Annotated in this window: 15 protein-coding genes and 1 tRNA gene; 11 read left to right on the top strand and 5 right to left on the bottom strand. The window is 57.5% G+C overall.

The window, feature by feature from the left end; genetic code table 11:
- Positions 1–66: 66 nt before the first annotated feature.
- Complete coding sequence (locus HMPREF1261_RS10290; RefSeq protein WP_023030905.1) at positions 67–1,542, bottom strand: amino acid permease; 1,476 nt, start codon at positions 1,540–1,542, stop codon at positions 67–69.
- Between the two features lie 69 nt (positions 1,543–1,611).
- Between HMPREF1261_RS10290 and HMPREF1261_RS10295 the strand changes: the two genes are divergently transcribed.
- The 7 genes from HMPREF1261_RS10295 (at position 1,612) to HMPREF1261_RS10325 (ending at position 6,810) form a co-directional block, all read left to right on the top strand.
- A complete protein-coding gene (locus tag HMPREF1261_RS10295; protein ID WP_023030906.1) occupies positions 1,612–2,202 on the top strand; it encodes a MazG nucleotide pyrophosphohydrolase domain-containing protein in 591 nt (196 codons plus the stop codon).
- Positions 2,203–2,292: 90 nt separating this feature from the next.
- Entirely contained in the window at positions 2,293–3,054 is a 762-nt protein-coding gene (locus HMPREF1261_RS10300; protein WP_005280013.1) for a lytic transglycosylase domain-containing protein, read from the top strand.
- 92 nt (positions 3,055–3,146) lie between these two features.
- A complete protein-coding gene (gene eno, locus HMPREF1261_RS10305; protein WP_023030907.1) occupies positions 3,147–4,424 on the top strand; it encodes a phosphopyruvate hydratase in 1,278 nt (425 codons plus the stop codon).
- 178 nt (positions 4,425–4,602) lie between these two features.
- Positions 4,603–5,163 carry a septum formation initiator family protein gene (locus HMPREF1261_RS10310; protein WP_005282089.1) on the top strand — a complete coding sequence of 187 codons (561 nt, stop codon included), beginning with the start codon at positions 4,603–4,605 and terminating at the stop codon, positions 5,161–5,163.
- 8 nt (positions 5,164–5,171) lie between these two features.
- The gene (locus HMPREF1261_RS10315; RefSeq protein WP_005280017.1) at positions 5,172–5,720 is read left to right on the top strand and encodes a DUF501 domain-containing protein; all 549 of its coding nucleotides are present in this window, start codon (positions 5,172–5,174) and stop codon (positions 5,718–5,720) included.
- 9 nt (positions 5,721–5,729) lie between these two features.
- The gene (locus HMPREF1261_RS10320) at positions 5,730–6,695 is read left to right on the top strand and encodes a Ppx/GppA phosphatase family protein (protein WP_005280018.1); all 966 of its coding nucleotides are present in this window, start codon (positions 5,730–5,732) and stop codon (positions 6,693–6,695) included.
- 41 nt (positions 6,696–6,736) lie between these two features.
- A tRNA-Leu gene (locus tag HMPREF1261_RS10325) sits at positions 6,737–6,810 on the top strand.
- A gap of 193 nt (positions 6,811–7,003) precedes the next feature.
- Here HMPREF1261_RS10325 and HMPREF1261_RS13175 read toward each other — a convergent pair.
- On the bottom strand, positions 7,004–7,138 hold the full coding sequence (locus HMPREF1261_RS13175) for a hypothetical protein (protein WP_255342632.1): 135 nt from the start codon (positions 7,136–7,138) through the stop codon (positions 7,004–7,006).
- 456 nt (positions 7,139–7,594) lie between these two features.
- On the opposite strand from HMPREF1261_RS13175, the gene HMPREF1261_RS10330 reads away from it, so the two are divergent.
- The 3 genes from HMPREF1261_RS10330 (at position 7,595) to HMPREF1261_RS10340 (ending at position 11,414) form a co-directional block, all read left to right on the top strand.
- Positions 7,595–8,368, top strand: coding sequence for a Bax inhibitor-1/YccA family protein (locus HMPREF1261_RS10330; RefSeq protein ID WP_023030908.1), 774 nt, complete (start codon positions 7,595–7,597; stop codon positions 8,366–8,368).
- Positions 8,369–8,737: 369 nt separating this feature from the next.
- Positions 8,738–9,442, top strand: a complete 705-nt coding sequence (locus tag HMPREF1261_RS10335) for a hypothetical protein (RefSeq protein WP_023030909.1) — start codon at positions 8,738–8,740, stop codon at positions 9,440–9,442.
- A 307-nt stretch (positions 9,443–9,749) separates the two neighbouring features.
- Positions 9,750–11,414, top strand: a complete 1,665-nt coding sequence (locus HMPREF1261_RS10340) for a hypothetical protein (RefSeq protein WP_034658450.1) — start codon at positions 9,750–9,752, stop codon at positions 11,412–11,414.
- Between the two features lie 63 nt (positions 11,415–11,477).
- Here HMPREF1261_RS10340 and HMPREF1261_RS10345 read toward each other — a convergent pair whose 3' ends face one another.
- The 3 genes from HMPREF1261_RS10345 to HMPREF1261_RS10355 form a co-directional block, all read right to left on the bottom strand.
- Positions 11,478–11,750 carry a hypothetical protein gene (locus tag HMPREF1261_RS10345; RefSeq protein ID WP_005280024.1) on the bottom strand — a complete coding sequence of 91 codons (273 nt, stop codon included), beginning with the start codon at positions 11,748–11,750 and terminating at the stop codon, positions 11,478–11,480.
- Between the two features lie 56 nt (positions 11,751–11,806).
- Positions 11,807–12,328, bottom strand: a complete 522-nt coding sequence (gene greA, locus HMPREF1261_RS10350) for a transcription elongation factor GreA (protein ID WP_005280026.1) — start codon at positions 12,326–12,328, stop codon at positions 11,807–11,809.
- A gap of 120 nt (positions 12,329–12,448) precedes the next feature.
- Positions 12,449–12,919 (bottom strand): DUF4307 domain-containing protein, encoded by a 471-nt coding sequence (locus HMPREF1261_RS10355; protein ID WP_023030911.1) that lies wholly within the window; start codon positions 12,917–12,919, stop codon positions 12,449–12,451.
- Between the two features lie 92 nt (positions 12,920–13,011).
- Here HMPREF1261_RS10355 and mca point away from each other — a divergent pair, with 92 nt between their 5' ends.
- Positions 13,012–13,902, top strand: a complete 891-nt coding sequence (gene mca, locus HMPREF1261_RS10360; protein ID WP_023028594.1) for a mycothiol conjugate amidase Mca — start codon at positions 13,012–13,014, stop codon at positions 13,900–13,902.
- Positions 13,903–13,905: the final 3 nt, after the last annotated feature.

Below are 13,905 nucleotides of genomic sequence, written 5' to 3' on the forward strand. Positions count from 1 at the left end.
ATAACCGTACTAAACTGTTTGTGCGCAAGACCACTTGCGATGGCCCTTGGCTGGCGGGCGAGGTGGCTAGAGTTCCAGCGAACCTTGGGCGAGGCCGACCGCAGCGATGATGGCGGCCACCAGCACCACGATGACGATTGACCACTCAAATCGGTTAAAAAGCTTTTCGCGTCGCGATAGGCGGGTGAGCACATACGGGATAAGTCCCGGCACGACGGCGAGGGCGCCGAAGAGAATATAAACCGGGTCGGCGGCGTAAATCAGCCACAGCGAGTACACAAAGGCCACTAGCGCGATGCCAAAGTGGCGCCGGTTTTCGCGCCTGGGAATATCCGGCCCAGATAGATCGAACCGCGTCCCGGCGTGCGGGTGGGTCACGCCCTTGCCGCGTATCGCTAGCAGCAACAGATACAGCGAGGAGAAGATATAGGGCAGGAGGTACATGATGGTGGCCAGCTGCACCATCGCGGCATAAGACGCCTCGTTGACGTAGAAGACGACGATGAAGATCTGGATGGCGGAGGTGGAAATCAACTGGGCTACCCACGGGGCGCCGGCCACATTGATGGTGCCGATGCGGCGGGGGATTAGGCCATCGATGGCCATCATGACGATGGGCTCAGCGCACAGCATTTGCCAGGAAACGTAGGCACCAAGGACCGAAAGGCATAGGCCAATGGAAATCAGCGCGCCGCCCCAGGGGCCGACGACCTCCGTAAGCACCGAAGCCATGGAGTTATCCGGCAGCGCGGCCAGCTCCTCTTTGGTCATCACGCCAAAGCTCAAGGTGGATACGGAGACCAAGAGCGCCAGCACGGAGAAGAAGCCAATGACGGTAGCGCGGCCGACATCGGTGCGCTTAGCGGCCTGCTTGGAATAGACGGAGGCGCCTTCTACACCGATAAAGACCCAGACAGTAAAGAGCATGATGCCCTGGACCTGCTCAAAGACGCTGGCATTGGAATTTCGGCCCCAGAAATCCAGGGTGAATTTATCCCAGCTAAAGCCGATGAACGCGACCAGGATGATGAATGCCAGGATGGGGACGATCTTGGCAATCGTGGTTACCAGGTTCATGAATGCGGCCTGCTGCACCCCGCGGGCCAAAACGGCGAAGATGCCCCACGATAGGAGGGAGACGGCGATGGCGGAGGGCCATTGGTGGTCGGCATCGAAAAGCGGCAGGTAATGCCCAATCGTATTGAAAAACAGCGTGGCATAACCCACCTGCGCCATCACCGAGCCCAGCCAGTAGCCCCAGCCCGAGGTAAAGCCGATGAAATCGCCCAGGCCAGCGCGCACATAAGAATAGACGCCGGAATCAAGGTGGGGCTTTCGGTACGCCAAAATCTGGAAGACGAAGGCAACAGACAGCATGCCGACGCCCGCCACCAACCAACCTATGAGCATGGCACCCGGGCCTGCCACGGAGGAAATATTTTGGGGTAGCGAAAATATGCCCGCGCCGACGGTGGATCCGATAATCAGCGCGACAAGTGTCCACAACGACACCGAGTGGGACTTATTTTGGCTGGAGGTCATTGGCCTAAAGTACCGCGCCCGCCCCGCTAAAGGGAACTTGAGAAAATACACGGGATAGACTTTGTAGCTATGACAGTCCTGTTGCTCGATGAACGCTGGCCCACCATGATCCCCATGCGCGCCTATGGCAGGTTATATGGACCCGTTCAATTCACCGGGGAAGTGCCGGTATCAGTGCGGTGGAATTTCTCGGATCTCTTAAGCGGCGATGATTCAACCGGGACCTTGGTCACCACCGATGAGCACGATCCGGAAACCCAGGCGCGCATTGCCACCGGCGAGCAGGTCATTAGGGCCGAGTCGCTTGACGATGCCGTGATGCAGGCGCGCAGCGCCATGGCGACGGCCCGGCGCATCGGCGAATGGGAGCGCGAGCAGACCCACGAATCCCTCCTGCCGTACCTAGAAGAAGAGGCAGGCGAATTTGCGGCGGCCGTGCGCCAGCGCGCGCCCGAGGAAGATTTACTCAAAGAGCTTGGGGATATCTTCCTGCAGGTGCTTTTTCACGCCGAGATTTCCTCCTTCTCGCTAGACGATGTCGCCGCTAGTTTCCTGCGCAAGATGCGCTCCCGCGCGCCGTATCTCTTTGATGGCACGGTGGACATAGTGGGCGTAGAAGAACAAAACCGCCTCTGGGCGGAGGGGAAATCGCGGGAGTAAAAGCCGGCTAAGAGTCTCAGGGACTTTTACGCGCGGCGGGCGCGTGTAGTTATCCGGCGGGGTGAATGTCACTTAGTAGGATGGCTACTCATGAACAGGCTGCTGCGAACAATCGGGGGCTGCGGGCTAGCCGTAGTAATCATCATTGCGCTGGTAATGGGGCTATTTGTATCCAATTCCACCGATGATTCCTCGGTCCCAGATGCCACCCCGCCCGTAGGTGGAAAAGAGGTGGCCAATATCGATGTCAACGCGCCGGGCCGCACGGCCGATAAGCTCACCCACTGGGCATCGGATTTGGCAGAAGCGACCGATATCCCGCCGCAGGCGCTGCGTGCCTATGGCAACGCGGAACTTATCGCTCGGCAGCAGCACCCGGGGTGCAATTTGCGGTGGAATACACTCGCGGGTTTGGGCTTTGTAGAAACCCGGCACGGCACCTATAACGGCAACTGGTTTAAGTCCTCCAAGCTGGATGACAACGGCTACCCGCAGCCGCCCATCGTCGGTATTACCCTGGATGGCTCGAATAACACCGCGCACACCCCAGATACCGATAACGGCGAGATCGATGGCGATACGGAATTTGACCGCGCGGTAGGTCCGTTGCAGTTCATCCCGACCTCGTGGGAGTCCGTCGGCGGCGATGCCAATGGCGATGGCAAGGCCGACCCGAACCAGATCGACGATGCCGCCCTGGGCGCGGCGAACCTCTTGTGCTTTGGTGATAGGGATCTCAGTAACCCGGATCAGTGGGAAGAGGCCATCTTAAATTACAACCAGTCCAGGGAATATCTGGACAAGGTAGCCCACGCGGCCAATGCCTACTCGGTACCGCAACCGGCTCGCTAGCCTCACGCGTCGCGGTTTTCTGGAACAATTGGGCCTGTAACTGAACTAAGTGGCTCAGCGACGAACATCATCTATAAGGAGTGAGTTACAGCATGGCTGGTATCATCCACGCATTTGGACGCGAGATCCTGGATTCCCGCGGTAACCCGACCGTAGAGGCCGAGGTCTTCTTGGAGGACGGCGCCCACGGCGTTGCCGGCGTTCCCTCCGGCGCATCCACCGGTGTGCACGAGGCACACGAGCTGCGCGACGGCGGCGACCGCTACCTGGGCAAGGGCGTGCAGAAGGCCGTAGAAAACATCAACGAGGAAATCGGCGATGAAATCGCTGGCCTCGAAGCTGATGACCAGCGCCTCATTGACCAGGCGCTCATCAAGCTGGACGGAACGGATAATAAGTCCCGCCTTGGTGCCAATGCCATCCTCGGTGTCTCCATCGCTACCGCTAAGGCCGCGGCCGAGTCCGCCGCGCTGCCGCTCTACCGCTACATCGGCGGCCCAAACGCTCACGTTCTTCCCGTTCCCATGATGAACATCCTGAACGGCGGTTCCCACGCTGACTCCGGCGTGGACGTGCAGGAGTTCATGATTGCCCCCATCGGCGCAGAGACCTTCACCGAGGCCCTCAGCATCGGTGCTGGCGTATACCACTCCCTGAAGGCCGTCCTGAAGGACAAGGGCCTGTCTACCGGTTTGGGCGATGAGGGCGGCTTTGCTCCTTCCGTCGATTCCACCCGCGCTGCGCTCGACGTCATCGTTGAGGCCATCAAGAAGGCCGGCTTCGAGCCGGGCAAGGACGTTGCCCTGGCCCTCGACGTCGCTTCCTCCGAGTTCTACGAGGACGGCAAGTACCACTTCGAAGGCGGCGAGCACACCGCCGAGGAGATGTCCAAGGTCTACGAGGAGCTCATCAACGAGTACCCCATCGTGTCCATCGAGGACCCACTGCAGGAAGACGACTGGGAAGGCTACACCACCCTGACCGCCGCTATTGGCGATAAGGTCCAGATCGTCGGCGATGACTTCTTCGTCACCAACCCGGCTCGCCTGCAGGAGGGCATCGAGAAGAAGGCAGCCAACGCGCTGCTCGTAAAGGTCAACCAGATTGGTACCTTGACCGAGACCTTCGATGCCGTAGAGCTCGCGCACCGCAACGGCTACCGCACCATGATGTCCCACCGCTCCGGCGAGACCGAGGACACCACCATCGCTGACTTGGCTGTCGCCCTCAACTGCGGCCAGATCAAGACCGGTGCCCCGGCCCGTTCCGAGCGCGTGGCTAAGTACAACCAGCTGCTGCGCATTGAGCAGGAGCTTGGCGATGCCGCCGTCTACGCCGGCCGCGCCGCCTTCCCACGCTTCAACGCTTAAGACCTAGCGGTCTAGCTTAGAAGCTAGACGCCGCTAGGAAATTAGTCCCCGCTGTACCCCACAAAGGTGCGGCGGGGACTTCCTCGTTCTAAGCATCCCGAGCGCCTGAGAAAGTTGGTAAATTTCCGCGCGTGCCACGCCCGTGTTACTGGTGTGGCGGCGCTAGGATAGTAACCCTATGGCACGTGAGAAGAAGACGGAGCGCCGCCGGAGCCGCACTAGGGTTCCGGTGGCCTCGCGTGCTGCGGATATCCGCAAATCCCAGCGGGCGCAGGAAAAGAAGAACCGCAAGCCCGATCGCATGAGCATCGTCGGCATGACCGTCATCGTGGTCTTTGTCCTATTGATGCTCGTCATCATCGCGGTGCCGCTGCGCAATTACTACCACGGCCGCTCCGAAATTGCCCGGCTCAATGAATCGATTGCCGCGAAGCAGGATGAAAAAGATGCCCTGTTGGAAGAGATCGATAAATACAAATCCGAGGACTATATCAAGCAGGAAGCCCGGCGCCGCTTCGGCGTGGTAGAGCAGGGCGAGACCGCGTACCGCATCCTTGATCCGAATATCCAGCCCGATAACCAGGTCACGACCAATAGCAAGGAGCAGGAGGATTCGCGCCCGTGGTTTGAGGTGCTGTGGGATTCGGTGGCGCAGCCGCCCGAGGAAGAGGCCCCAGCGGGCGAGTCGCATCACCTGCCGATCGAGCCAGCGCCTGAGGAAAGCGGCGATGTGCGATAATTGTTCGCATGACCGTCACTGATGCAGATTTAGCCATCGTTTCCGAGCAATTGGGCCGCACCCCACGCGGCGTGCTGGAGATATCCTTCCGCACGCCGGACGGCCAACCGGCCGTGATTAAAACCTCTCCCAAGCTGCCGGATGGCACCCCATTTCCCACGCTGTATTACCTCACCGATCCCCGCCTGACCGCGGAAGCGTCCCGGTTGGAGGTCGCCCACGTGATGAAGTGGATGGAGTCCCGCTTAGCAGAGGACAAAGAGCTCGCCGCGGACTATCACCACGCCCACGAGCACTTCTTGGCCAAGCGCAACGAGATTGAGGATTTGGGCACTGATTTCTCTGGCGGCGGCATGCCAGAGCGAGTGAAGTGCCTGCACGTGCTCATCGCCTATGCGCTTGCCGAAGGCCCCCAGCATTTCCGCCTCGGCACCGAGGCCGTGGCCATGGCGGCCGACCACGGTAAACTGCGCGGGACGGCGATTCCGCAGGACTGGCCCACGGTGGAAGAGCTGGGCATCGACCTGGCGGAGTTCGATTTTTCCAACGCGGAATAGGAGTAAGACATGACTCGCGTGGCAGCCATTGACTGCGGTACCAATTCCATTCGCCTGTTAATTTCTGAGATCGATGAAGACGGCAAGGTGCGCGATATTACCCGCACCATGGAAATCATTCGCCTGGGCCAAGGCGTGGATGCAACGGGTGAAATTGCCCCCGATGCCTTAGAGCGTGCCCGCGTGGCCTTGGAGGGCTATGTGCGCCAGATGAAGTTTGAAAAGGTTACCCGCGTGCGCATGGTGGCAACCAGTGCCACCCGCGATGCGAAGAACCAGCAGGAATTTTTCGATATGACCGCCGAGCTTTTGGGTCAGATCCAATCCGGCGCTAAGGCGGAGGTTATCTCCGGCGAAGAAGAAGCACTCCTGTCCTTCAACGGCGCGGTAGCCGATATGGAGCCGGACCGTGGCCCCTTCTGCGTCATTGACTTGGGCGGCGGGTCCACCGAATTCGTCGTGGGCACCGCCGATGAAGAGATTCTAGGTTCACATTCTGCGTATATGGGCTGTGTGCGCCTGACAGAACGCATCATGCGCACCGATCCCCCCACGGAGTCAGAAATCGAAATTGCCTCCGAATACGTGGCAGAGCGCATGGGCGAGGTGGAAAAGATCGTCCCCATGTCCAAGGCACGCACCATTGTGGGCTGTGCGGGCACGTTTACCACGCTATCCGCCCTAGCCCAGGGCCTAGAGCGCTATGATCCCGATGCAATCCACGGCTCGGAGCTGCGTTTTGATGCCCTGCGGGTGCTGCTCAAGCAACTCGTCAGCATTCCCTCTGAGGAACGCGCCCTCAATCCGGTCATTCACCCGGGCCGCGCCGATGTCATCGGCGGTGGGGCAGTAGCCGTTGAAGGAATCATGCAGCTTATCGAGCGCACCAGCGATGCACGTAGCTTCTTCATCAGTGAAAAAGACATCCTAGACGGCATCATTGCAGGTCTGGTTAGTGAATCTACCCCTCATTAACTCTTTTTAGGAATAGTGTCCTACACTATTCCTTGCACCCCGCCCCCATAGCCCAATCGGCAGAGGCAGTCGACTTAAAATCGATTCAGTGTGGGTTCGAGTCCCACTGGGGGCACCGTGTGAAGTCTCGAGACACCGCTCCTAAGGTGTCTCGAGATTTTTCGTATGGCTGAGCCTAGCGTTTGAACTGGCTGGGAGAGCCTAGCCTGTTCGCATGCCATTCGCACACCTCATCTGCGAGCCAAAGACGCGTGCAGCCTATATCCCGGCCGGTCCACAGCTCCTTGTCTGAACCCGCGTCAATAATTTTAGGTTGTACGGTTTTTCCGGTTGTTGCCGTCGATGGCAATTCCGACTGCGATGAATGCAGGGATGAAAAATGCGCTAGCGCCCGCCAGCGTCATGATGATTGCTGTGGCAATGGAAATGAGTGTAAATCGCAAGATATTCCTTCACTTTCAGCCGAAGTATGACTGTCTAGGCACACGAGGATTAGCTCATGAAGAAGATGCCTCTTTTAAGTTTATATCGAAACTGCGGATAGTAAATCCGCGGTGCACCTGACAGGGTGTGATGGCTAGCGAAATATTGATAGCAGAGCGGCAGGAAATAGGGCCGCTAGAGCCCTGGAGGAGCTGTTCACCATAGTGGACCGCCTTGTAGTCAGAAAATCCTTGGCAATCAGCTGTGGTTCTACGCCGAGAACCTTTCCGGCGGCTCACCCGACACGAGAGCAAGTTCCTAGCAACAAAACTCGGGACAGGTCACAGGAGGGGCCGGTCCAGCAATAAATTTCTTGGAATCTTGAACAAATTATTCTAAATGAGGAACTTTGTGAGGCGTAATGACGTTGATCTACATGAGAAAGATGATTCGTACATCACTGAGAAAGGACAACCGTGCGTTCAAGCAATCCGGTTATGACCTCGCTGACTGAAACTAGCCAGCAGCAGAACCCCGGCTCCGGCTACGCGAGCGAAGCCCCTCGCCCCATGACCGTGGATGACGTCGTCACCAAGACGGGCATCACCCTCGGCATCATTATCGTGGCCGCTGCTATCAACTTCTACCTAGGCACCATGAACCCGGGCACCGCCATGATGCTTATGCTGGTCGGCGGTATCGGCGGATTCATCACCGTACTCGTGGCCTCCTTTGGCCGTAAGTGGGGTTCCCCGGCTGCGACCCTCATCTACGCAGTATTCGAAGGCTTTTTCGTTGGTGGCTTCTCCTTCGTCTTCGCCAACAGCACCATCGGTGGTTCTAATGGCATGGCACTGATTGGCCAGGCAATCGTTGGCACCATCGGTGTATTCATCGGCATGCTGATTGTCTACAAGACCGGTGCAGTAAAGGTCACTCCAAAGTTCACTAAGATTTTGGTCGGCCTCATTGCAGGTGTCGCGGTAATGGCTCTCGCTAACTTCTTGGGTGCCATCTTCTTCGACTTCAATCCGCTGCGCGATGGTGGCCCCCTCGCCATCATCTTCTCCTTGGTCTGCATTGTCTTGGCTGCTCTGTCCTTCCTGACCGATTTTGACCAAGCAGACCGCCTTATCCGTGCCGGTGCTCCTGCCAAGCAGGCATGGGGCGTAGCCCTTGGCTTGGCCGTGACCTTGGTCTGGCTCTACACCGAAATCCTTCGCCTGTTGAGCTACGTTCAGCGCAACTAAGCCTCTCCGCGCTTTCGGCCCGCACTTCGGTGCGGGCCATTTTTGTGTTTTCCTTTGGCTTACGGGCGTGTAATTATTGGGGTAATTCAGGGGGTATTAAGTCGTTCTTTAGGTTTTAAGCGGGTAGGAGCGGGGATTCAGGTTTAAGACAGCTAATGAGCAGCTAATTTCACCATTTGAAAAGATTTAAATGTGGCGAATGAGACTAATGAGATAGTTAAAAATTGACTAATTTGCGCTCTCAACGAGAAATTCTTGCACGATTGATGCATGCTATGTGGCGGGAACGGGAAACCGGAAGGTAGAGAGTTCTCTCCTCTATTTTCTTCTCGTTCCAGCTCGTCTAAAGGGAGTAACCGAAGGATTGTTGTGAAACGTCAGGCAACCGTAGCAGCGCTGGTAGTCAGCTCGGTCGCGCTGAGTGGCTGCGCTGCGGAAGTCGGCTCGAAGAGCGCATCAGAAGATGCCGCGATGACGGCAGAAACTGATGGCACTAGTTCAGTCGATGGCGCGGGTGATGCCAACGGGAGCCAGGGGAATGATGTGGAAGACAATCCGGGGGATTCGGAACACCCCGAAGGCGAGTATTCGAGTGCCGGCGCCGGTCTTCGGGGGGAGACCGGCGCCACGGGAGATGAGGATTCCGGGGTACTACCGCCACTGGGAGAATTTGATCCTGCTGACCCAGATTTCGAGCTATTCGATCCATGTACGGAGATTCCGTCGGGAAAGCTGGAATTGAAAGGCTTTAGGCGTGTAGAAGACGCGACCGATACTACCTCAGGGATTAGAAGCTGTAGCTTTCAACGGTTGGACGATGGCGTTGAATTTTCGATTAGCGCCCAAAATGTGCACATGGCTGCTAAAGACTTGGATGCAGATTATATTGTGCAACTTGAAAGAGAGGATGGAAACGAAAACATACTTTATCGGAGTGAGATTTTTACACGCTCAAGTTGTATGAGTTCAACTAATACTTCACGGGGACTGGTGACAATTACGTTCGTAGATTTTTTGGGCGAACCTGAACAAATTTGCAAACAAGTCAATGAAATATATCTGGCTTTGAAATGATAACGAGTCGGGGGGAATGATGAAGCTAAGTATCGAAAATCTCGATAAGAATGCTCGTGAAATTCTAGAAATTGTGAATTCTGCAGAATCCGCTGCAAATTATAAAGACAGTCCACTAAATAGAGGGTTTACACCGGTTATCGGATTGGATCATGTTGGTGAGGTACATGAAAAGGTACTTTCTACTGATCCGGGATCCGCAGTAAGATCCATCACTAAGTTTGCCGAGCAACTGGATTGGTTGACCGCTTCCTTGAGTAAAGAGGCTCGAGGCTTTGAAGCCCAAGAAGTTGCAAATAGTAGGGCGATGGATATCGCTGATGCGGGTGGTGAGATTGGTGTTGAATCGATGCCGATTATGGACCAGCCGGAGCCGGGGTATAGCCCCTTCGCCTTTACTCCTCCGGTAGTTAACGTCGGCACATCGATTACCAAGTTGGCGACGGACTTGATGTCAACGCAGATTTGGAGTGTGTCTGAAGCTAATGCGCGTTGGGCGTCGTTAGGTTCTGAGGTTCGGGAGATCGTCAGCGGGCTTGAAGAAGCCGCAGGGTCCCTGGAAAGTGAGAATGACAGCGAAACGACGTCGCGCGCGGCGGCGAAGATTAGGGAAGTGGCAGCCTCGGGAAAGCACTTTGTGGCCAATGCCGCAGCAATGGGAGAAAAGCTTACTGGGTTCCACTCGCGGTTGATGATGATTCAGCCTTCGGCGATGGCCATGGCGATGGATATTATGAAAATCCCTGACCCAGCGAAGCGAAAAATCGCAGAGAAGGCGGCGTTGGCAAAGCTGCAGCCGGATCTCCAGAGGTTTGCCATCGACGCCATGCCTAATCAACATCCGCTGATGGAACAGTCGCCAGCCTCCGGAGGCGGCGGCGTAGATGCTGGTTTGTCAGGCGTAGAGGGCGATGGCCAGAAATACAACACCGATAACGTCGTCTGGCCGCGTGCAATTCAGGAAGCTATTGCCCGCGGTGATGTGGGGCCGGGAAACTTTGACGTGGCTAATGGTACGGTCCACGATTTGGAATCCGTCGGCATGACTCCAGAGGAAACCGCCGCGTTCCAGGAACAATTGCATGCAGATGGCAGAAGGGCGCTTTCTGAGCTAGGTGTGGGCGACGGTATAGACATCAGCGGTCGCGATGTCGCAACCAGTGGGGCCTCACTTCCTGGGGCGACGGCATCGCATGGCCACTTAGGATCTATGCCAACCGCAGGTGCCGCTCCCGGTACCGCGGGTATTGGTGCTGGAACTGGCAGCGGTAGCGGTGGACTCGGTTCTACCGGGATGGGAGCACCGCTTGGTGCTGGACGTGGAACAGGTTCTGGTACCGGAGCCGGATCCGGGGTAGGCACAGGAACCGGTATTGCCGGTGCAGCGGGTGGTCCTGGACTCGGCGGGCGAACTGGACGTGGAAGCACTGGCGCGCTTCGCGGAGGCGGATTCAATTCGCTGGCCGGGCTCGGCAGCGGGGCCATCGGTACGGGCGGAAAGCCTGGTTCTGGAGCAGGAGGAAATATGGGCGCACTGGTAAATTCCGCCCCTGGATTGGGCGCTGGCGGAACCGCTGCGCGCGGCGGAGCAGGCTTACGCGGTGGTGCCGGTGAGGGGGTCGGCGCCCGCGGCGTGGGAGGCGCGCTTCCTCGGGCCGCAGGAGAAGCCGCTGGCAATAGCAGCGGCGGTAACGGTAGCCGCGGACACCTCGAAAGGGGCGCTGCGCGTGAAGCTGTGGTGCGCGGGGGAGGTGCAGCCAATAGCGCAGGTGCTAAATCCGGTGCCGGGAGACCGGCTGCTGGCATGCGGGCCTTTGCACCAATGATGGGAACCCGGGGTCAGGGAAATGACAAAAACCGGGTGAAGGCGGTAACCACGCAGGTTGAGCGCGATCCGAATAAGCGGGATCTGTTGGGCGAGCCGCCGGCGGTCGTGCCAGGGGTCATCGGCAATTGGGCGCGAGAATCCTAGGTAGTGAATTGGGGAAAGAAAAAGGGCTGAAGGAAAGTATCCTTCAGCCCAATTCTTTTATTTTTATTGCGGCAGTTGTGTCGCGGTAGCGTTTGGCAGCTGCTCAGGTTCCTCGACCCCGTTTTGCAGGCCCTCCGGATCCACGCCAGGCTCGGTGGTAGCAGCAGAGGAAGACGTCTCAGCATTCTTCTGTGCCGGTGCCTCGCCGGTAAAGGTCGATGCGTTGTCGATCTTGCCGGATTCAGAATCCTGCTCGTTCGGCGGGTGGCAGGCGGCCAAGGAAAGGCCGGCGGTAAATACTAATCCAGCGGTGGCGAAACGGGAGAATTTCTTCATGGGGATGTGCTCTTTCTCCAGAGTAGTGAAGGCGGTAGTGGGGTGGACGGAGGAAATTAGGACTCGCGCGGGGTGGCAGCCTTGGCGGAATCGTATGGGGCAGCCGACTCGATGGTCACCGAGATGGTCTTACCGTTTGGCGCGGAATACTCGCGGGTTTCGCCCTCCTGTGCACCGATGATGGCGGCGCCCAGCGGGGACTGCTCGGAGTAGGTCTCCAGGTCCTTGTTGTCGGTCGCAGCGGCGCGGGTACCGATGAGGAAGGTTTCCTTATCGTCCTTGTTGCCGTTGTAGTACACGTGAACGACGCTGCCGGTGTAGGCAACGCCTTCCTGCATGGTGCCACGCTCGGTGGTGGAGTTAGCCAGCAGCTCAGAAATCTGCTTGATGCGGGCCTCTTCCTGGTCCTGCATCTCGCGGGCGGCATCGTAGCCGGCGTTTTCTTTCAGGTCGCCCTCTTCGCGGCGCTCATTGATTTCCGCCGCAACCTCAGGGCGGTGATCGATGAGTTCCTGCAGCTCGGTCTCGAGCTTTGCCTTGGTTTCTGGGGTGATGTACTGCTTTTGCTGCTCAGCCATTCTAAAACCTTCCGTGCTGTGGAATAGTGGTCAAAGCCCCGCGATGATGGCGGGACCGAAGTTAAGTATGCAACCAGGCAAATGCCCAGTTCTAGGCTGTACAAATCCTAGCACATGGGGCTAGCGACTTTCCGCGTAGTCGGGGTTGTCCATATCCAGGTAATCCGGGATATTGCCGGAGCAGCCATAGGCGCCACCGGCGACGGCGCGGGCATTAGTGGGGACATCGACAGCAATGCGGTGGGTTTCATTTCCGCCGGCAGGAACGGCGAATTCGCGGCGGCCCACCTCGGATTTGGAGTAATCGTAGGCCTGCACGATGCAATAGGCGTCTTCATCGGTGTGATTGCGGGTCACATCGACCCAGACGCGCGTGGTGTCATCGCTGAGAACCTCCTGGGTGACCATAGAGATCTGCGCATTGACGGATTCTTTTTCCCGAAAATACTGGAAACCGTAATAAAGAAGGGTGACGAGCATGGCGGTGAAAATCAACACCAGCGCCTTATTGGTCCAGCTACCAGAGTTCTTTTGTGATTTATCGCGCGAGCCGTAGCGCGCGGCGGAGCGAGAATTTCCGGCGGAAGTCATAGCCCTACTTTAACCGAGGAGTACCATTTTCCCATTATCTACTAAGATAGTGATCTGTTCTAAAAGCTAGTTTTAAAGGGGATGGATTTTCAGTGAGCGACTTTCGCCTCCTAGCAATCCACGCACACCCGGACGATGAATCCTCCAAGGGTGCTGCGACTACGGCCCGTTACGCTGCAGAAGGTGCGGATGTAATGGTGCTAACCTGCACCGGTGGTGAACGCGGTGACATTATTAACCCGGCTATGGACCGTCCTGGTGTTAAGGAAAACATGGCTGAGGTACGCCGCGAGGAAATGGCTAAGGCAGCCCGCGCGCTTGGGGTCCAGCACCAGTGGTTAGGCCACGTTGATTCCGGCCTGCCGGATCCTGAGGAAGGCAAGAGCATGGAAGACCTCTTGCCAGAAGGCTGCTTTGCCTTGATGGGCGATGATGCAGCGGCCCAGGAAATGGTGCGCGTTATCCGCTCATTCCGCCCGCAGGTCATCATTACCTACGACGAAAATGGCGGCTATCCGCACCCGGACCACTTGATGGTTCACCGAGCATCCATGATTGCGTGGGATAAAGCAGGCGACCCTGACTACCACCCAGAATTGGGCGAGCCTTGGGAGCCGCTGAAGCTGTACTACTCGCATGGCTTTGTATACCAACGCATGAAGATGTTCCACGATCTCCTCCTTGAGGAGGGAAAGCCCAGCCCGTATGGCCCTATGCTGGCGCGTTGGGATACGGCTTTTGGCGATATCATGGCTCGCGTTACCACTCAGGTGGAGTGCGCCGATTACTTCGAAAACCGCGACGATGCGCTGCGGGCGCACGCCACGCAGATCGATCCTGCGGGCGCATTCTTGGCCACCTCCGTGGAGGTCCAGCAGCGTCTGTGGCCGACGGAGGAGTTTGAGCTAGCTAAGACTCGAGTATCGACCTCGCTGCCGGAAAATGATTTATTTGCGGGCATTGAAAAGAACGAGGAGACTTAAAAT

This window comes from Corynebacterium sp. KPL1818, assembly GCF_000478135.1.
Lineage (GTDB): Bacteria > Actinomycetota > Actinomycetes > Mycobacteriales > Mycobacteriaceae > Corynebacterium > Corynebacterium accolens.

Coding starts and splice junctions, on each gene's coding strand:
- HMPREF1261_RS10290 (WP_023030905.1), bottom strand. CDS start 1,542: ATGACCTCCAGCCAAAATAAGTCCCACTCGGTGTCGTTGTGGACACTT.
- HMPREF1261_RS10295 (WP_023030906.1), top strand. CDS start 1,612: ATGACAGTCCTGTTGCTCGATGAACGCTGGCCCACCATGATCCCCATG.
- HMPREF1261_RS10300 (WP_005280013.1), top strand. CDS start 2,293: ATGAACAGGCTGCTGCGAACAATCGGGGGCTGCGGGCTAGCCGTAGTA.
- eno (WP_023030907.1), top strand. CDS start 3,147: ATGGCTGGTATCATCCACGCATTTGGACGCGAGATCCTGGATTCCCGC.
- HMPREF1261_RS10310 (WP_005282089.1), top strand. CDS start 4,603: ATGGCACGTGAGAAGAAGACGGAGCGCCGCCGGAGCCGCACTAGGGTT.
- HMPREF1261_RS10315 (WP_005280017.1), top strand. CDS start 5,172: ATGACCGTCACTGATGCAGATTTAGCCATCGTTTCCGAGCAATTGGGC.
- HMPREF1261_RS10320 (WP_005280018.1), top strand. CDS start 5,730: ATGACTCGCGTGGCAGCCATTGACTGCGGTACCAATTCCATTCGCCTG.
- HMPREF1261_RS10340 (WP_034658450.1), top strand. CDS start 9,750: ATGGATATCGCTGATGCGGGTGGTGAGATTGGTGTTGAATCGATGCCG.
- HMPREF1261_RS10345 (WP_005280024.1), bottom strand. CDS start 11,750: ATGAAGAAATTCTCCCGTTTCGCCACCGCTGGATTAGTATTTACCGCC.
- greA (WP_005280026.1), bottom strand. CDS start 12,328: ATGGCTGAGCAGCAAAAGCAGTACATCACCCCAGAAACCAAGGCAAAG.
- HMPREF1261_RS10355 (WP_023030911.1), bottom strand. CDS start 12,919: ATGACTTCCGCCGGAAATTCTCGCTCCGCCGCGCGCTACGGCTCGCGC.